This is a genomic window from Marinobacter sediminicola (genome assembly GCF_031157525.1).
GTDB classification, from domain to species: Bacteria; Pseudomonadota; Gammaproteobacteria; order Pseudomonadales; family Oleiphilaceae; genus Marinobacter; species Marinobacter sediminicola.
Genome location: NZ_JAVIXR010000003.1, coordinates 81,599 through 99,394 on the forward strand (window position 1 = coordinate 81,599; position 17,796 = coordinate 99,394).

Below are 17,796 nucleotides of genomic sequence, written 5' to 3' on the forward strand. Positions count from 1 at the left end.
CGTATTTTTCCAGAAAGGAGGCTACATAAAAAGCAGTGTGCAGGATTTACGCACTGCATTCATGGGGATTGTTCTGCAATGAGAGCACCCTGTCTACCTCAGTAGTCAGGGTGCAGTGTAGAGGAGTCAGTCGGTGGCAATACTGTTCAGGTAGGCTTTATCGGAAATATTGGTCCACTGTCGAACCTGTTTCAGATAGTCACGCTGGGAATTTATGATCTCTTTTGCAAGATCATCCTTCTCAGCTGCCTCAGCCAACAACTTATTTGTTGCATCACGCATAGCGTTGATGACTTCCGGCGGGAACGTCTTGTGGGTCACGTTCGGGTAGTCTTCTTTCATGCGGTCCCAGGCCACACCGCTTTCGTGGGTGGTCTGAATATACATGTCGTAAGCCGCTGTGCGCATGGCGATGCGAAGGATTGCCTGCAGATCTTCCGGCAGTTTATTCCAGGTTTTATCGTTGATGAGGAACTGAACTTCTGCGCCCGGCTCCTGCCAGCCAGAATAGTAATATTTGGCAATCTGGTGAAAGCCCATGGGGAAGTCCAAAGCCGGACCTACCCATTCCACAGCGTCCACTGTGCCACGCTCAAGTGCAGTGTAAAGCTCACCGGGTGGCAAATTGGTAACAGCAACGCCTAACTCGGCCATCACTTCGCCGGCAAACCCGGGCGTGCGCATTTTCAGGCCTTTGAGATCTGCTACCGAATTGATTTCCTTGTTGAACCATCCGCCCATCTGGTTACCAGTGTTGCCGCCCGGAAAGGACATCAGACCGAAAGGTTCGTAAACCTTCTGCATCAGCTCCATACCCTGATCGTGATAGAACCAGGCGTACATTTCAGGCGCAATCATGCCAAAGGGCACGGTGGTGAAGTACATGGCATTGGGAATGGTGCCCTTATAGTAATAAGAGGCAGTGTGGCCCATATCGTATTGGCCATTGCGCACCAGATCAAAAATACCAAAGGGTGCTTTGTGTTTGTTGGCGCTATCTATGCGGATTCTCAAGCGGCCACCGGACATTTCTTCGGCCATTTTCGCCATATTTGTGGTGGTTTCACCAAGAATCGGAGAATTCGGGCCCCAGGTTTGCGCAAGTCGTAGCGTATATTTATCTGCAGCCATGCCAAAAGAGCTAACCGTAAGCAGCAGCGTTACCGCTACCATCTTGAACAGACGTGTCATCATCGTTAACACCATTTACCTTGTTGCGTTGTTATCGTTTGAACGCCTGCAATACTAGCCCGTGAACACACTCCGCGCCACGGGTGGCCTTAAAAACCACCCTGCCGGAAAATGCTTCATACCTCGCACTGTATTCTCAACACCGTCAAGCCGTTTATCAAACCTTGAACTGGCTCACCAGATCCCGCAAATTCTCGCCCAACCGAGCCAGCTCATTGCTGGCCTCATTAGTCTGGGTAACGCCTGCATCACTACGCTGCGCTGCTTCTACAATACGCACCACATTCTGGTTGATTTCCTCTGCCACTTGGCTTTGCTGCTCTGCAGCCGTGGCGATCTGGGTAACCTGATCGTGAATCTGACCCACTGATTTCTCGATGGTCGAGAGGGCGCCGGTCGCATGATTGATACGTTCAACCGTATCGGATGAATAATCCCGGGATCGATTCATACGCTCAACAGCAGATCGTGACTCGCTCACAAAGCCGTCAATCATTCCCCGGATCTGATCTGCGGATTCTGCGCTGCGCCGCGCCAACTGTCGCACTTCATCCGCAACGACAGAGAACCCTCGGCCATGATCGCCAGCCCGTGCCGCCTCTATGGCAGCGTTCAGTGCAAGCAGGTTAGTCTGCTCGGTAACGGCATGAATCACGTCCAGAACCTGCTGAATATCGTCCGATTTTTCAGCAAGGGCATTAATGCTTCGAGCACTCTCCTGAATTTCTTCAGATAGTTTATTCACAGCACCCTGGGCATTGGTAATAGTCTCACCACCATCGCGAGCCATACGATCAGCATTAGATGCGGCACTCTCAACTTCGTTGGCATTGCCAGCGATTTGCTGAATGGTTGCAGCCATCTCGTTAATCGCAGACGCAATCTGGTCTGTTTCCGCGCCCTGCTCCTGCACAGACGCACGCGTTTCATTCGCCACACGGCTCAATTCTTCCGCGGCAGAAGCCACCTGATCTGTTGTGGAGCCGACTTCCTGAATCGTTGTCTGGATTTTGATTACGAACGCGTTGAATCGACGCCCCAATTCAGCGAGCTCATCCGTGCCTGCATCAGGCAAACGCTGGCGAAGATCGCCTTCACCATCAGCAATTTCTTGCATCATGTCGCTAACGTTCTTTAGTGGGCGGGTGACCGTGCGGCCAACAAATACGCCGACCAATATCGAGACGACCACTACGGCAAGGGTAACCAAAACGCCAAACCAAATGGTGCGGGCGATACTTGCTTCAATCTCTACGCGAGTGGAAGCTATTTGCCTCTCTATATCGGTTACATACACACCCGCTGCTATTAACCAATCCCATTCGGGTATGACGGCAGCGTAACTAATTTTTGGCTCTTCATTACCCGAGGCAGGATTCGACCAGCTATATGAGTAATAACCATCGGATTCGACCGCCCGGAACAGTTGCGACAACACTCTGGCGAACGCGGGGCCGGCTTGTGTACCCTCGATAGAGGGATCAGGTGAATAGGAGACAGCTTGCCCTGAACGGTCGAAGGCAAACACATAGTTATTTTTTTCAAACCGGACTGCCCGCAGCCTGTCTGCCGCCGTATTTTTAGCTTGGCGCTCTGTCAGCTCGGGGTTACTTCTGGCCTCCTCCACTACAGCCTTCGCTGCATCAACAAGGTTCTTAAGGCCTTGTTTTCGGGACACCATAAGGCTTGATTCAAGCCGCTTTAGCTCAGCATCTCCATCGGCTTGGATTTGACTGACAGCAACCCAGGAAACCGTGACAGCGGTCGCCAAAACAGGTATTAGCACTGCAAGAAGCAGGCGGGTTCGAATGCGTAGGGAGTTCAAAAACTTCATGGAGGCAGTTCCTGATGATTAAGTCGGTTTGTGTATTATCGACCAAACCCTCGATACCTTGAATACGACTTAATAGGGAGCTTATCAAAAATCTGCAGGTGCTCCCTCGTCACACTTACGGCAGTCGAGCTCAAAACCCAGCATGGACGCCCGTCCCTCTTCCGTAATTACCCATGGCCGGTTCACCCAGGGTGGAGTGTGGCGCACATGTTGATTATGGCCACAAGCCAACCGGGCGACCCAATGGTCTTCTTCATCTTTATGGTAGGCGGTTATCGGTTGTTTCATACCGCCTAGGTTAACTGACCAGGCTGCGGATAAAAATCGCCGGGCGCACCGGAAGATCCGACAGGTGTTTTAACAGACTCCGCTTCAAGCGCTCAGTGCGCCCCGGCCAGTTGGCAGGGAGACTGATTTCCATCATCAGGTTGGGGCCAACTTTCGCCATTTTCACCTGATCCGGATCAAGCCCCACAGAGCTAAGGGCCTCATGAACCTCTTCTGCAAATTCCGCCGGAGGCGCTGCCAGCAACAACTCACGCACGGCACCAACGGTCATTTTCACAGGCACAATGATGAAATAGGCGGAAATAGCGATCATCATCACCGGGTCGGCATACACAGCCCATGCGGACCAAGCGCTCTGCTCCAACCACCAGGCTATTCCAAACCCCATCAGCACGGCTGCGCTGAGTACAGAATCCATAAACCACTGACCCTGCTCTGCAACCAGCAAGCCCGAAGACTGGCGACGCTCGGCCCACTTCAGGTACACCCACACTGCGGCACACCCCAAAACACTCACGCCAGCAAATACCAGCGCTTTGTCGGCACTCACCGCGCGACCACCTTCAAGCATCGCAGCAATGGCAGAGGCCAGAGACAATACACACACCAGCGTTATCACCAAGCCTTTAATAGCAATCACCAAAGGCTCAACCGCTCCGCGGCCGAACGGGTATTCCTTACTGGCCGGGCGGCGAATAATCCGCGCAGCGTATAGTGACAGCAGCGACAGCAACAGGCTGACCAGTGAATAGGCGCCGTCAAACAGAATAACCAGCGAATCAATCCACAAACCCCAGGTAATACCGGCCAGAGCAAACAAACCAGCAGCTACCGCAGACAAACTCAGCGCCATGTTTTCCCGCGCTATAAACTTAAACATTTTGATCTCCCGTGAATTACCAGCATATTATCGCCACATAGCTGACAGTGTGAGTCGGTCACCGACGGAAAAACCGGCGGAACGGGAGATTTCTTTTGAAAACATCGCAAATACAGGTTTTTCTGGCCGTGGTTCGCAATGGCACCATCGCCGCAGCCGCCCGGGAACTCAGCCGAAGCCGCACCACTGTGAGCACCGCCCTCGCTGCGTTGGAGGACGAACTCGGCGTGGCATTATTTGAGCGCAGCGGCAACCAGTTGCAACTGACCACCATCGGCCAGGCCATAGTGACCGATTGCCGCCGATTTGATCAGGTGGCCGGGCAGATCTTTTCACGCTGCCAGCACCATCTCAGCGGTGCCGAGTCGGTTTTACGGATAGCTCGGGACGATTCGATTCCAGAACCGGTTTGGCGTGATCTTATGCGCCGGCTAAAGATCCGCTTTCCTCAGACCAGCCTTTCGGTCTATCTGGCCACACCCAGGGAACTGCCACCTCTGGTCAAAAACCAGTCAGTAGATGTCGCCTACGGGCTTATGCCTGCGCTGGTGAGTGAGGGCTATCAATGGTTTCGGGAGCTTGCCGATGTGCGCATGCTGACGGTAGCTGCACCGGATCATCCACTGAGCCAACTGAAGCGCGTAACCCAGGACGACCTCATCAGCTTTACCGAAGTCACACTGGCCTTTATGGAAAACGATCGGCTGGAGGCCGAGTCTCCGGAAACAGCCAACTACCTGGCTTTCACCATGTACGAGCTAATCCGGGATGCGGTAATCGATGGTGCCGGGTGGGCAGATCTCCCTCTGCCCCTGATTGCAAATGCCTTGAAACAGGAAAAGCTCAAGGTTGTTCACCATCGCAGTGCACGTTGGTGGAAAGCATTCAGCGCACTGGAATCCGAACAGGCACAAGGCGGCGCCGTTGTGGGATGGCTGGCTGAAGAGCTTGAGCAGTACCTCGAAACAATGGAATAGCGCTCACTGCACTTTCGGCCTGCTTCGCCCGGCCCAGGCAGACCATGAGTACATTGCCAGAGCTACCCAGATCATCACAAAGCTCGTCAGCTTTTCAGGGCTAAGAGGTTCGCTGAATACCAGTAGCGCAATGAGAAACTGGATGGTCGGGTTGATGTACATAAGAAAGCCAACAGTGGAAAGCCTTAACCTTCTGGCGGCACCTGCAAAGGCCAACAGGGGAACCGCCGTAACTATGCCGCTGGAGAGCAACAAGAGCGTGGTTGCAGTGCTGCCCCCGAAGTGGGAAACCCCGGCATAACTGAGTGTCGCAAGGGCAAGAATGCCCACTGGCAACAGCAGAAGCGTTTCCACAAACAGGCCAGAAAGCCCATCAAGGGCTACCTGTTTGCGGAGCAGGCCATAGGTTCCAAAACTGAACGCCAGCACCAGTGTGATCCAGGGCACCACGCCCAGCAGGAACAACTGATACAGAATCGCAATAGTTGCCAGCACCACCGCTACTATCTGCAGCCGGGAAATGCTCTCTTTCAGCACCAACATCCCCAACCCGACGTTTACCAGTGGCGTAAGGAAGTACCCAAGACTTGCCTGCAGCACCTGCCTACTTTCCACAGCGTAGATGTACACACCCCAGTTAATTGCAATAAGCACTGCGCAGCCAAGAACGTAGCCAAGCTTCGATGGGCGCGCCAGCGCGGATTTCACAGGTGACCAGCGTTTGAGAAAGGTAACAATCACGGCCAGAAACACGCAGGACCAAAGCACCCGGTGAATCACTACCTCCCAGGCTGGCACCCCATCAAACAGCGCAAAATACAGCGGGAAGCAGCCCCACATAACGTATGCAGACAGACCGTAGGCAACGCCTTTACTGGTTTCCGACAGAGCCATTAAATAGCTTCCTCACTATGCTTTGCTGGTGAATTTAACACACCTGAAGGGTTACGCACCTTGGTAATATGTCTTAGTCTGACCAAACACCCTTATAGTAGAGAGAACCTGTTATGAAAACCGCCCAGGATTTTGTTGCAGAAGCAAAACAGCAAATTCAAGAAGTTTCCCTCGATCAAGCTGACCGCGCCATTCAAGCTGCAGATCTGTTATTGGACGTTCGCGATGGCGACGAGTATCGGCAAAGCCACATTCCACAAGCCACAAACATTTCCCGGGGCATGCTGGAGTTTAAATTCAGTAATGACCCGACGCTGGCAAACCGGGATATGAAAATTGTTCTGTATTGCAAAACCTCAGGCCGATCAGCGCTGAGTGCAAAGGTCTTGAAGGAAATGGGCTATCTGCACGTGCAATCGATTGAAGGCGGGTTTGATGCCTGGCAGGAAGCCGGAAAACCGATTGCCAAGCGGGAATTGCCATCCTTTGATTGATCGCTGATATACTGCGCCGCAAACTTACACGAACTGACGCCGATGACTACCCATAAAGCCGGGGATCGCATCCCGTCCAGAAATGTTGATGTCTATCATTCAACGTCTCTGGCTACTGAAGAATCTACTGCGCCAGCAGGGCTTCAGACGATTCTCGACAATCTTGACGCTCTGGTTTATGTGGCAGACTTCGAGACTCACGAGCTGCTCTACATGAATGCTTATGGCCGCAACATCCTAGGCAGCTTTTCCGAGGGGCAGAAATGCTGGCAAATGCTGCAAAATACTGATGGTCCATGCAGTTTCTGCACAAACCACCTTCTGATCGACAGCTCGGGCGCCGCCACAGGCATTCATGTATGGGAATTCCAGAACCGGGTAGACAAGCGCTGGTACCAGTGTCGTGATCAAGCCATAGAGTGGACAGATGGGCGCCTGGTTCGCTTGGAAATCGCCACCGATATTACCGACCGAAAGCACATGGAAGTAGCACTTCAGGAAGCCCAGCAGGCAGCAGAAAAAGCATCCCTACAGGATGAACTGACGCTCCTGAACAATCGGCGGGCTTTCTTCCAGTTTGGTGAACAACTCCTGAAACAGGCAAAACGAAGCCAGACACCTGTCGCCGCTATTATGTTCGATCTGGATCACTTCAAACAAATCAACGACACCTATGGCCACGAGGCGGGAGACGAGGTTCTCAGAGAGATCGGAAATCTGCTACGGACCAGAGGGCGAGCATCTGACGTAACCGCACGGATCGGCGGCGAAGAGTTTGCACTGCTATTGCCTGACACCCATCAGGATCAAGCCCTGGAGCTGGCGGAACTGTTACGCCAAGCACTTCAAGCGCTCCGGGTTCAGTACAAACACGCAGAGTTAAGGCCAACCGCCAGCTTCGGTATCGCCATGCTGTCTAATGATGACGGCCGCCTTGAATCACTGCTTTCACGCGCCGATGAAGCCATGTACCTGTCCAAGGCCAAGGGCCGGGACAAGGTCAGCGTACTCCCGCGGCTCTAAACGGCTGATTACGGGCGCTTGGTCACTGCCATAGTCAGGCGCGAGATACAGGTGGTTTTGCCCTCTTCGTTCGACATGCGAATCTCCCATACCTGGGTTGTGCTGCCAATATGAAGCGCCCTGGCCGTTCCGTACACCCAGCCCTTGGTAGCAGGACGTATGTGATTGGCATTGATTTCCAGCCCCACTGCCACGGTGCCGGGATCTTTCAAGCAGCAATTTGCCGCCATGCTCCCCAGCGTTTCCGCCAAAACCACCGATGAACCACCATGCAAAATGCCAAACGGCTGAACCGTGCGCTCATCCACCGGTATCCGGCCTGTGACATAGTCATCACCAACTTCGATGTATTCAATACCCATGTGACTGACTGCGGTGTTCATGCTGGCCTTGGCCATGTGCTCAAGATCCGGTGTACGGGTCCAGATTGCCATACTGATAAAACTCTCTTACGGGTTGAATGAGTTGTCCGGTGGGCGCTAAGGCTTAAGGGACATGTAACGGGCAGTATATTCGCTGACAAGTTCGTCCAGGCGGCCTGCGTTAACCAGTGTATACAGTCGATCGGCAATGCGCTCACGGAGTTCAAACGTATTGCAGCTTGAATTCTTGGAAAACGTAAAGAAAAGCCCCTCGGTACTGACAGGTACATCCAGAGCTACAAACTCATCCGCCAGTCCCAAGCGTTGCAGCTTCACCTGCCCCTGTAATCGCTCGTACAAAACGTAATCTATGCGCCCGGCAATTGCCATTTCAAAAGACTGCTCTATGGTTCGTACACCAACAATCTGCAAGTTGTCTTCTGCATAGCGGTCGAAACCCTGGCCGAAGCTGTTGTTGATCAGCGTGCTTCCACGCCTGCCCTGCAAGTCTGGCCAGTGGCGATACTCGAAAACCTTGTCCTTGGGCACCCAAATGGACGCAGCAAGGTTGGTAAAGGGCGGTAGCAGATAGTCCATATACTGGATGCGTTCAGATGTAATAAACGCGCCGGCAACCATATCCAGCTCACCAATCTTGGCAAGGCGCTGAACCCGTGCCCAGGACCCGAGGTTCTGAACTTCAAGTTTTACCCCAAGGGATTCAAGTATTTCTTCCAGCAACGCCGTGGCTGCTCCCGTGAGGTGCTCCGGTGCTCCTGGGTCCTCCCATAGAAGTGGTGGATACTCCGGGTTGCCGCTGGCAGTCAAGGTTTTGCAGGTGGGCTTTTGCGCTGCGTTGGCCACACAAACAAGCATGAGAGTCAGCAGAAAAGTAACAATTCTGGCAGAGGCGGAAAGCGTCTTCTTTTTAAGGGCTAACACGTAAATGACCATCCTGCTCCCGGGCATCAAGCCACCTGAACTGGCCAGACCATAGTATTATTATGGAGGGCATTCTCATCTTACTGAGCGTACTGATCCAAATACTTTAGTACCAGATCTTCATAGATGCCCTCGGCCTCAATCAGTTTAAACGCTGCCCTTATGTCGTCCTCATATTCCAACACCGGCGACGCTTTGGCAACTGCAATCCATGATCGCTCTCCTGGCACAAAAAAAGGCGATATCTTCACCGGCATACCCAGCTCGCGAAGTGTATAGATGCCAATGAGCTCGGGCACCACAACAACATCTACCCGACCTTTTTCCATCATCAACATCAAATTTTCATAGCGGGGCGCGGGCTCTTTGCGCAACTGCCTATCGTTATCAAATTTCCGAAAGTAAGTAGAGCCTTCAAGAACTCCGATTGTTTTGCCATAGAGGTCCGAATAACGCTCAATTCGGTTGGCATCGTCAAAATACAGAAACAGTCGACGATCCGCTGGAAACGCCGGAACAACGAAGGTCATATAGGCCTCCCTTTCCGAGGTTTCCCGAGCGCCCAACATAACGTCCACCTCGCCCTTCTGTAACAGATTCAGCACTCTGCGAAAGGGCACTTCCCGATAGTGCGTTTTCCAGCCGAGCCGATCCGTGATTTCCTTGAAAATCTCGACGTAAAGGCCTGAGGGCTCGCCGCCCTGTATAATCCGGTATGGCGGCGCGTGATTTGCACCCACCGAAACCGTCAGGGCACGAACGGTCTCGGTACCTTGTTGTGCTGCGGCAGAAAACGTTATTGCTGCCAGCAAAGCAACAATCAGTAATCGCATTGTTTGTTGTCTCCTGAACACCTTTGCAAATCACAACTGGCAGTAAAATGTATACAGAGTATAGACGCTCTCAGATCTGCACAGGGCCTGGTTGCGTAAAAAGGCCTAGGTCACTGCGGTTGAATTAACAGCCAAGTAACACAAGACACAGTAACAAGTCTGGTAAAAACAGGTGACTCTCACTTCACGACAGAAAGGAAAGGCACTATGAAGATCCTTATGGTACTTACGTCACACAGCCAAATGGGCGACACCGGGCATAAAACCGGCTTTTGGCTGGAAGAATTCACCGCACCTTATTACGTATTCCGCGATGCTGGCGCTGACATCACCATCGCATCACCAAAAGGCGGCAAGCCACCGGTTGACCCTAATAGTGAAGCCGATGACGCTCTGACCGAATCCACCCACCGATTCCAGAAAGATGCCCATGCCAAGGAAGCTCTCGCCAGCACAAAAGTGCTGAGCAACGTGGACATGAACGAATTTGACGCCGTCTTTTACCCGGGTGGTCACGGCCCGCTGTGGGATCTGGTGAACGACAAAACCTCCATTGCCCTGATCAAGACCGCCTACGAACAGGACAAAGTAATCGGTGCCGTATGCCATGCACCAGCGGTGTTCAAACATGTGGAAATCAAGCCAGGCCAGAATCTGGTTGGCGGCAAGCAGGTGACCGGCTTCAGCAACAGTGAAGAAGAGGCGGTCGGCCTGGCAACCACCGTGCCTTTCCTGCTGGAGGATATGCTGAAAGAAAATGCCGGAACCTACTCCAAAGGCGACGACTGGGCTCCGCACATCGTTGTGGATGGCAAGTTGATCACCGGCCAGAACCCGGCGTCGTCTGAAGGCGCTGCCAAGGCGATGGTGCAAACGCTTCAACAAAACTGAATCCGGTAACGCCCGCCCCGGCTTGGTGCCATACCTGACCGGGGCGCTCCTGCCCCCATGATGTCCCGCAATTAACCATCAAGACTCGCCAGTCTGTGCTAACTTTTGAGGAACAACTCAAAAGGCTGGCTTCTTTCATGAGTAATCCAAAACACACCCTTTTCTGGATGACCTTTTTTCTGGCGGTTGTTACCGTTGTTGGCGTGTTGGTCCACAAACCTCTGGCCACGGCGTTTATGGCGAATTGGGTCTTCAACCTGTTAATTGTGGGCGTTCTGATTGTCGGCATCGGCCTCACCTATCGGCAGGTATTCGTGCTGTTCCCCGAACTACGCTGGATCGCCCAGTTTCGCACAGGCCATTCCGGCCTTTCGGTGCTGGAAGAGCCCCGGCTGCTCAAGCCACTGGCACGGCAGCTAGGCGAAGATGCCAAACGTGATCGTTTCACCCTATCAACCATGTCACTAAGAACAGTTCTGGATGGCATTCATTCAAGAATGGACGAACAGCGGGAAATCACACGCTACTTCATTAACTTGCTGGTGTTTCTCGGGCTGCTTGGAACCTTCTGGGGTTTGCTTGGTACCATCAATGCCGTTGGAGAGGTCATTACCAATCTGGATATGGGTCAGGGTGACTTCGGCAAGGTGTTTGTGGATCTTCAGACGGGATTGCTGACGCCCTTGCAGGGTATGGGCACGGCATTCAGTTCATCACTGCTCGGTCTTGGCGGCTCGCTGATCCTGGGTTTTCTCGACATTCAGGCGGGCCACGCCCAGAACCGTTTTTACGATGGCCTGGAAGAGTGGCTAACCGGTGTGACCAACCTGCTGGACCCATTCACCAGCAATGAACGCCAACCATGATCGGATCCAGGCGCCGAAGCCGAAGCACCACCAACGTATGGCCGGGGTATGTAGACGCATTGTCGGCCCTGCTGATGCTGGTCATTTTCATGTTATTGATCTACGTGGTCAGCCAGCTTTTCCTGTCTCAAACACTGTCTGACCGCAATTCCGAACTGGCCCGATTGAACCAGCGCCTGAACGAAATATCGCAACTGCTGGGGCTGGAACAGAGCAAAACAAACGCGCTCGAACAGCAAATACTCACGGCTCAAAGCAACTTCAGCGACAGCCAGGCTGAGAATCAGGACCTGCAAGACCGCCTGGCAGCCGCTCGCAATCGCCTGATGCAGCAGACTGCCGATGCCGAAGCCCGCGCAGAAAGACTGGCGAACATGAATCAGGCGCTGGATGACAAAGACGAACTCTCCGTCAGCCAGCAAAACATGATTCTGCAGCTGTCCAATCAGATTGCATCGCTGCAGAACCAGTTGCGCCAGATAACCGCTGCCTTGAAGCTGCAAAAGGAGATGGCTGCAGATAAAGAAGGCGAGCTGGAGAACGTCAGCCGGCGTCTGAATACGCTGCTGGCTGAGCGCGTCAACGAACTGGAACAGTACCAGTCTGAATTCTTCTCCCGGTTGCGGAACATTCTGGCGGCCAATGAAAACATCCGCGTAGTTGGCGACCGCTTTCTGCTGCCTTCCGAACTGCTGTTCGCTTCCGGCTCAGCCAGCCTGGGCGCTGATGGTAAACGTGAGCTGGATAAGCTGGCCGAGGTGCTGCTGGATGTGGTTAAAACCATCCCCAAAGATCTTGACTGGATTCTGCGCATCGACGGCCACACCGACCTGATTCCCATCAACACACCGCAGTTTCCCTCCAACTGGGAGCTATCAACCGCCCGTGCGGTAGCGGTCGTCCGCTATCTTGCAAATCAGGGTGTGCCGCAAAACCGCATGGTCGCTGCCGGATTTGGCGAGTTCTTCCCGGTTGCGAAAGGCACCGCGCCGGAGGCACTACAGAAAAACCGACGTATCGAAATCAAGCTGACGGACCGATAATGCTTGTCCTTGCCGGCAAACAGAGTTGCCTTGTTCGAAACAGCATAAAGCTATAACCTGCTCAGCATCTGATCAGTTCTTTGTTATTAAGCGCTGGGCAACCACAGCACACCAATTCGCTTTCGATGCACTACTTGCTTACATGATCCGAAATACCCTGTTCGCTTTACTTTTACTGCTACCAGCGTCACTACTAGCCAGTACTGGGCAGGGCTCTCCCTCAATCCTCAATGTTGGCTTTTATTATGGGTTTGAAGCGCCCATTGGCAGCCTATATGCCTATGATTGGCTGGTGCTGCAACCAACCCAGACCTCCGATGCTCGCTTGGACTTTCTTAACCTGGGCAACACACGCCCCGTTGCCTACCTCAGCGCTGGAGAAATGGCCCACTCTGACCAAGCCATAAAAACCCTGGGCAAAGGTTGGGTATTGGGCGAGAACACGGCCTGGAAGAGCTATGTTCTGGATATCCGAAGGGCTGATGTTCGGGCTTTCATGCTCGACGACCTGGTAACGCCTGCAATGACGCGTGGTTTCAGGGGTGTTTTTCTGGACACGCTCGACAGCCACCTGCTTACCGAAGAAGGCAAAAACAATCAGCAGGCCTTCGCCGATGCCCAAGCGCTATTGATAGCAGAAATCCGCGAACGCTTTCCAGAAAGCCGAATCATCATTAATCGCGGGTTTCATCTGCCCGAGCAGATCCATCGACAGGTTGATGCCCTTGCGTTTGAATCCTGGCGCAACGGCTATGAAGCCGGCGGACGGCGCTACTACCGCACCTCGGAACAAGACCGCGAATGGCTATCTGGCCAGCTCTCCCACTGGCGCGAGAACCACCCGAACACTCCCATCATTGCGATTGATTACGCTAAAAGCGGCGCTGAGGCGGTTGAGCTGTCTCAGCAGCTGGCACAAGAAGGATTTACTCCCTATGTCTCGGACCATGATCTAAATCGCCTTGGCCCCACACTTCCACCCATTAAGAAACGCCACATTCTGGTGTTTCATGATCTGCCCGAACACCAGGCAGATCAGAGTTCAGCTCACCGACGCCTTGGCATCCTGTTAGAGCGCTTGGGGCTGGTACCAACTTATCGCTCTATTCTTCAGCCTTTGCTCAACGAACCGCTTGACGATCGTTACCTTGGCGCCGTGGTTTGGCGGGAAACCAACGCAAACGCATCAGCCTTTTGTCGCTGGCTTGGCCAATCACAATCCACAGGCTTTCCGGTCGTTGCCTTTGGGCTCTCCCCCACATCCACCCCCTGCAAAGCCCTGATACAAAGCCGACGACTGGCAGTCCCGGCTGGCAGTCTGGAACCTGCCTCTGCACACCCTTCTATGGGGAACTTTGAGAGCAAGCGCTTGCCAACAGGCACGCTCACGCCTCTACCCCAACCTCGCCTCGCCAGCAGCTGGCTGACGATGCCGAGAACTTATCGAAGGCGGCACCGATGAAGATAAAAGTCTGGGGCGCAGCGGCGCAGTGGTTCCCATTGCCGACCCTGAAGCAACGGCCAGAGACGCAATCCGCCTCTTGCTGGACCCTCCACTCTGGAAAAAGGCGAGCGAAACAGGCCTCGCGCGGGTAAAACGCTATTACACGCTCGACGCTATGTTTGATTCGTATCGCAACATTTATGACACCGCCCTGATGGCCTCAGACCGGAAAGACTAATGGCAGGCATAGGATTCGAACTCAGGCGCATTCTGAAGCGCGATAATCTGAGCAGTCTGATTGGCGCTTACGGCCTTGCCAGTATCATCAGCTCAGGCCCTTGGGTGCTCTCGGTTCTCGGGGTGATGCTGATTGGCATCGTCAGTATCACTTTGGCAGTTCGTGATTTGGAGATCGTTCAGTTTCTGGTTTCCGTTACCTATCTGATGGCGATTTCCCTCACGCTCTCCGGGCTCTTTCAGCAAGTGTTTACCCGCTGGGTGGCCGACCGGCTTTATGAAAAACGTAATGGCCTGATCCTACCCAACCTGATGGGCGTGCTTTGGCTTTCAACCTTGCTGGCGCTGGCGGGCGGGCTTCCTGCCGTCCTGTTTTTACTGCCCGATACCAGCACCATGTACAAGCTGCTGATGCTGGCTAACTTTGTGGTGCTGTGTAACCTCTGGCCTGTCACCATTTTCTTGTCAGGGATGAAATCCTACTTCCTGATTGTTGGGCTGTTTGCAGTTGGCTACACCACTGCCATTATCGCTTCGCTATTGCTGTCAGGTTTTGGTTTGGAGGGCTTGCTAGGTGGCTTGCTGTTAGGCCATGCGCTATTGCTGTTCAGTTTTCTTTTCACCATCATTCGCCAATACCCCAGCGATAGCCCGGTGAAGTTTGACTTCACTCGCCGGTCACAAATTTTCCTCGCTCTGATTGCCACCGGCTTGCTGTTCAATGCCGCGGTTTGGGCCGATAAGTTCATTTTCTGGTTCCACCCCGACACATCTCAGCATGTCATAGGAACGCTCAGAGCGTCCGCCATCTACGACCTGTCAATCTTCCTGGCTTACCTCGCCATCATTCCTGGTATGGCGGTGTTTCTGGTTCGCATGGAAACCGACTTTTCAGAAGCCTATGATCGTTTTTACACCGCCGTTCGGGAAGGCGACACCCTGGCACGCATCAGTGGTTTCCGGGATGAAATGGTGCGCGTAGCCCGCAGTGGCATCTACGAGATCTTCAAGGTTCAGAGCTTTACGCTGATCGTTCTGTTTATCTGGGCCGATGACCTGCTGTCGGCTATCGGTATATCCACTCTGTACCTGCCCATGTTCTATATAGACTTGGTCGCCGTTAGCATGCAGCTCATTTTATTGGCCATCCAGAACGTGCTCTTTTACCTGGACTCTCGCCAAATTAACGTAACCCTGTGCGCAGTCTTCTTCGCCAGCAATATTATTTTCACCATCATAACGATCGAGCTCGGCGCCAGCTTCTACGGTTACGGCTATGCTGGTGCTACGTTCCTGTCTTCCGTTATCGGTCTGGCAATGCTTTCACGCAAGTTCGACCGGCTGGAGTACGAAACCTTCATGCTCCAGGGGCGGTAAACCGATACAGAACGTTGACTGATTTCATGACATCATTACGGTAGATTGTTAACCATCAAAAGAGGACTCGTTTTCATGGCCTTGTTCAGCCAGAAGAACGCCCGCAAACAGTTAGATGCCGAAGCCGAGAAGGTAAACCGTGCCGATCTGGAGGCGCTACTTGAGCGGCAGAAGGCTATTGAAAAAAAGGTCAAAGGCAGTGGTAAGCTGAAACGGTTCAGTGCCGATATAAAGCTGATGTTTTCCATGATCCGCGACTACTGGAACGGCAGTTATCGAGATGTACCATGGAAGAGCATAGCGGCCATGGCTGGCGCCCTTCTTTACGTAATGAATCCTCTGGATTTCATACCCGATATAATCATTGGTATCGGCTTTCTGGACGATGTCGGGGTGGTTGCACTATGTTTGAAGCTGGTCGAGTCTGATTTACACAAGTACGCAGCCTGGAAAGAAGTCAAAGAAGAAGCTACTTCCCCTTAAACCGTAAAATTCCCTGGAGATCACGTGGATTTAGCCACCCTGATTGGCCTTCTTGGTGCCATATTACTGATCGTAACGGCCGTTGTTCTTGGTGCGGCGCCTGGTGTTTTCCTCAACGGGGCATCATTGCTGATCGTAGTTGGTGGAACTCTACTGGTGGTTCTCGCAAAATTCAGCATCCCGCAGTTTCTTGGTGCCTTCAAAGCAGCTGCCCGGGCGTTCAAGTTCAAGCTCCCGGAAACCCAAACCAGTATTGAAGAGCTGGTAGAAGTTGCAAACATAGCCCGCAAAGAAGGCCCCTTGGGGCTTGAAGGCCGTGCGGTCAGCTCGCCTTTCCTCGGTAGCGGCATCCAGATGCTGGTGGATGGTCAAACCGATGACACCATCAAGCAGCTTCTTGATAAAGAACGCCTGATGACACTGGATTACAACCGCTCTGGCTCCAAAGTGTTTACCGCCATGGCGGATGTCGCACCAGCGATGGGCATGATCGGTACCCTGATTGGCCTGGTGCAAATGCTCTCGAATATGGAAGACCCAAAATCCATCGGCCCGGCCATGGCGGTTGCCCTGCTAACCACACTTTACGGCGCAATGATTGCCACCATGATAGCCACACCGATTGCCGACAAGCTATCTCTGCGGATGACAGAAGAAGCTCGCATGCAAATGCTGTACACCGATGCGCTGGTGGCTATTCAGCAGGGTATTAACCCACGGGTTATCGAACAGATGCTATCCAGCTACCTGACCCCAAAAGAGCGGGGCAAGGCGCCTGAGGCGGAGGCCGCCAGCGGATAAGCACCATGGATGAGCTGCCAGAAGAGGAAAAACCGGGTATACCGGCCTGGGTTGTCACCTTTGCCGACCTGATGTCGCTGCTGATGTGCTTCTTTGTGCTTCTGCTGTCGTTCTCTGAAATCGACGCCATGAAGTTCAAGCAGATTGCCGGTGAGCTATCCAAAGCCTTCGGCGTGCAGCGGGATGTACCGGCACTGGAAATCCCCATGGGTACCAGCCCTATTTTCGACAAATTCTCGCCGGCGCCGCCAGAGCCTACGCTGGTTAACGAAATCAAGCAGACCACCACCGACCAGCAACCCGAACTGCAAACCCTGAAAAGCCCCACCGAAGACGCGCTGGATGCTGCCGCCAAGGACTCATTAGAGACCAGCACATCCAGTATTCAGGAGGTACTTGAAGAGGCCATTGACGATGGGCGGATTACTGTAGAAGCGGATCTGGACAAACACAGAATTGTTATCCGGGTTGAAGAAAAAGGGTCGTTTCCCTCAGGCTCAGCAGAACTGACCTGGGAATTTGAAAGCCTGCTTCTGGATATGGCAAAGGTTCTTGCAGATATGCCCGGGGAGCTGACTGTGGAAGGCCACACCGATGACATTCCCATTCGTACATCTCGGTTTTACAGTAACTGGGACTTGTCTGCGGCACGTTCTGCAGCCGTTGCCAACGCCTTGTTAGCCACCGGAGGCGTTGATGCAACACGCCTGGCCGTTAAAGGCTTGGCTGACACAGAGCCGAGAATAGCCAACACCTCCGCTGAGAACAGGGCAAGAAACCGACGCGTTGAGATCATCATCGACATGTCCGAGCCCTTGGAAGAGCAGCGTATGCGGCTTCGTGAATTAATTGAAAAAGACACAGCCGAGCGCGAGGCCATCATCGATATTCGCCCTGTTAGCCCGGATTCAGATTCAGGCACCATTACCTGGTAAC

Annotated in this window: 20 protein-coding genes; 12 read left to right on the forward strand and 8 right to left on the reverse strand. The window is 53.2% G+C overall.

Annotated features, from left to right (window positions below):
- Nucleotides 1-126: 126 nt before the first annotated feature.
- The 4 genes from RG807_RS05340 to RG807_RS05355 form a co-directional block, all read right to left on the reverse strand.
- Nucleotides 127-1,173, reverse strand: a complete 1,047-nt coding sequence (locus RG807_RS05340) for a TRAP transporter substrate-binding protein (protein WP_435404659.1) — start codon at nucleotides 1,171-1,173, stop codon at nucleotides 127-129.
- Nucleotides 1,174-1,348: 175 nt separating this feature from the next.
- Entirely contained in the window at nucleotides 1,349-3,025 is a 1,677-nt protein-coding gene (locus tag RG807_RS05345; protein WP_309043972.1) for a methyl-accepting chemotaxis protein, read from the reverse strand.
- Nucleotides 3,026-3,109: 84 nt separating this feature from the next.
- Nucleotides 3,110-3,313, reverse strand: a complete 204-nt coding sequence (locus RG807_RS05350; RefSeq protein WP_309043973.1) for a DUF3565 domain-containing protein — start codon at nucleotides 3,311-3,313, stop codon at nucleotides 3,110-3,112.
- 10 nt (nucleotides 3,314-3,323) lie between these two features.
- Entirely contained in the window at nucleotides 3,324-4,193 is an 870-nt protein-coding gene (locus tag RG807_RS05355) for a cation diffusion facilitator family transporter (protein ID WP_309043974.1), read from the reverse strand.
- A 95-nt stretch (nucleotides 4,194-4,288) separates the two neighbouring features.
- Between RG807_RS05355 and RG807_RS05360 the strand changes: the two genes are divergently transcribed.
- Nucleotides 4,289-5,170, forward strand: a complete 882-nt coding sequence (locus RG807_RS05360; RefSeq protein ID WP_309043975.1) for a LysR family transcriptional regulator — start codon at nucleotides 4,289-4,291, stop codon at nucleotides 5,168-5,170.
- 3 nt (nucleotides 5,171-5,173) lie between these two features.
- On the opposite strand, the gene rarD is transcribed toward RG807_RS05360, so the two are convergent.
- Nucleotides 5,174-6,064: an EamA family transporter RarD gene (rarD, locus tag RG807_RS05365; protein WP_309043976.1), complete on the reverse strand. Its 891-nt coding sequence runs from the start codon at nucleotides 6,062-6,064 to the stop codon at nucleotides 5,174-5,176.
- 113 nt (nucleotides 6,065-6,177) lie between these two features.
- Here rarD and RG807_RS05370 point away from each other — a divergent pair, with 113 nt between their 5' ends.
- Nucleotides 6,178-6,558 carry a rhodanese-like domain-containing protein gene (locus RG807_RS05370; RefSeq protein ID WP_309043977.1) on the forward strand — a complete coding sequence of 127 codons (381 nt, stop codon included), beginning with the start codon at nucleotides 6,178-6,180 and terminating at the stop codon, nucleotides 6,556-6,558.
- Nucleotides 6,559-6,600: 42 nt separating this feature from the next.
- A complete protein-coding gene (locus RG807_RS05375; RefSeq protein WP_309043978.1) occupies nucleotides 6,601-7,581 on the forward strand; it encodes a sensor domain-containing diguanylate cyclase in 981 nt (326 codons plus the stop codon).
- A gap of 8 nt (nucleotides 7,582-7,589) precedes the next feature.
- On the opposite strand, the gene RG807_RS05380 is transcribed toward RG807_RS05375, so the two are convergent.
- From RG807_RS05380 to RG807_RS05390, 3 genes are read right to left on the reverse strand one after another with little or no spacing between them, the layout of a single operon-like run.
- Nucleotides 7,590-8,015 carry a hotdog fold thioesterase gene (locus tag RG807_RS05380; protein ID WP_309043979.1) on the reverse strand — a complete coding sequence of 142 codons (426 nt, stop codon included), beginning with the start codon at nucleotides 8,013-8,015 and terminating at the stop codon, nucleotides 7,590-7,592.
- Nucleotides 8,016-8,060: 45 nt separating this feature from the next.
- Nucleotides 8,061-8,912, reverse strand: coding sequence for a substrate-binding periplasmic protein (locus RG807_RS05385; protein WP_309043980.1), 852 nt, complete (start codon nucleotides 8,910-8,912; stop codon nucleotides 8,061-8,063).
- Between the two features lie 53 nt (nucleotides 8,913-8,965).
- Nucleotides 8,966-9,718: a substrate-binding periplasmic protein gene (locus RG807_RS05390; protein ID WP_309043981.1), complete on the reverse strand. Its 753-nt coding sequence runs from the start codon at nucleotides 9,716-9,718 to the stop codon at nucleotides 8,966-8,968.
- Nucleotides 9,719-9,925: 207 nt separating this feature from the next.
- Between RG807_RS05390 and RG807_RS05395 the strand changes: the two genes are divergently transcribed.
- The 9 genes from RG807_RS05395 (at nucleotide 9,926) to RG807_RS05435 (ending at nucleotide 17,795) form a co-directional block, all read left to right on the forward strand.
- On the forward strand, nucleotides 9,926-10,609 hold the full coding sequence (locus RG807_RS05395; protein WP_309043982.1) for a type 1 glutamine amidotransferase domain-containing protein: 684 nt from the start codon (nucleotides 9,926-9,928) through the stop codon (nucleotides 10,607-10,609).
- A gap of 137 nt (nucleotides 10,610-10,746) precedes the next feature.
- Nucleotides 10,747-11,475: a flagellar motor protein MotA gene (locus tag RG807_RS05400; protein ID WP_309043983.1), complete on the forward strand. Its 729-nt coding sequence runs from the start codon at nucleotides 10,747-10,749 to the stop codon at nucleotides 11,473-11,475.
- A complete protein-coding gene (locus tag RG807_RS05405) occupies nucleotides 11,472-12,518 on the forward strand; it encodes a peptidoglycan -binding protein (RefSeq protein ID WP_309043984.1) in 1,047 nt (348 codons plus the stop codon). Before RG807_RS05400 ends, RG807_RS05405 begins: the two co-directional genes overlap by 4 nt.
- Nucleotides 12,519-12,660: 142 nt before the next feature.
- Complete coding sequence (locus RG807_RS05410) at nucleotides 12,661-13,980, forward strand: endo alpha-1,4 polygalactosaminidase (protein WP_309043985.1); 1,320 nt, start codon at nucleotides 12,661-12,663, stop codon at nucleotides 13,978-13,980.
- 28 nt (nucleotides 13,981-14,008) lie between these two features.
- Complete coding sequence (locus RG807_RS05415; protein WP_309043986.1) at nucleotides 14,009-14,200, forward strand: hypothetical protein; 192 nt, start codon at nucleotides 14,009-14,011, stop codon at nucleotides 14,198-14,200.
- Nucleotides 14,200-15,576, forward strand: a complete 1,377-nt coding sequence (gene pelG / locus RG807_RS05420; RefSeq protein WP_309043987.1) for an exopolysaccharide Pel transporter PelG — start codon at nucleotides 14,200-14,202, stop codon at nucleotides 15,574-15,576. The genes RG807_RS05415 and pelG overlap by 1 nt, the downstream gene beginning before the upstream one ends.
- A gap of 75 nt (nucleotides 15,577-15,651) precedes the next feature.
- Entirely contained in the window at nucleotides 15,652-16,059 is a 408-nt protein-coding gene (locus tag RG807_RS05425; RefSeq protein WP_309043988.1) for a YkvA family protein, read from the forward strand.
- Nucleotides 16,060-16,083: 24 nt separating this feature from the next.
- Nucleotides 16,084-16,860, forward strand: a complete 777-nt coding sequence (locus RG807_RS05430; protein ID WP_309043989.1) for a MotA/TolQ/ExbB proton channel family protein — start codon at nucleotides 16,084-16,086, stop codon at nucleotides 16,858-16,860.
- Nucleotides 16,861-16,865: 5 nt separating this feature from the next.
- The gene (locus tag RG807_RS05435; protein WP_309043990.1) at nucleotides 16,866-17,795 is read left to right on the forward strand and encodes a flagellar motor protein MotB; all 930 of its coding nucleotides are present in this window, start codon (nucleotides 16,866-16,868) and stop codon (nucleotides 17,793-17,795) included.
- Nucleotide 17,796: the final 1 nt, after the last annotated feature.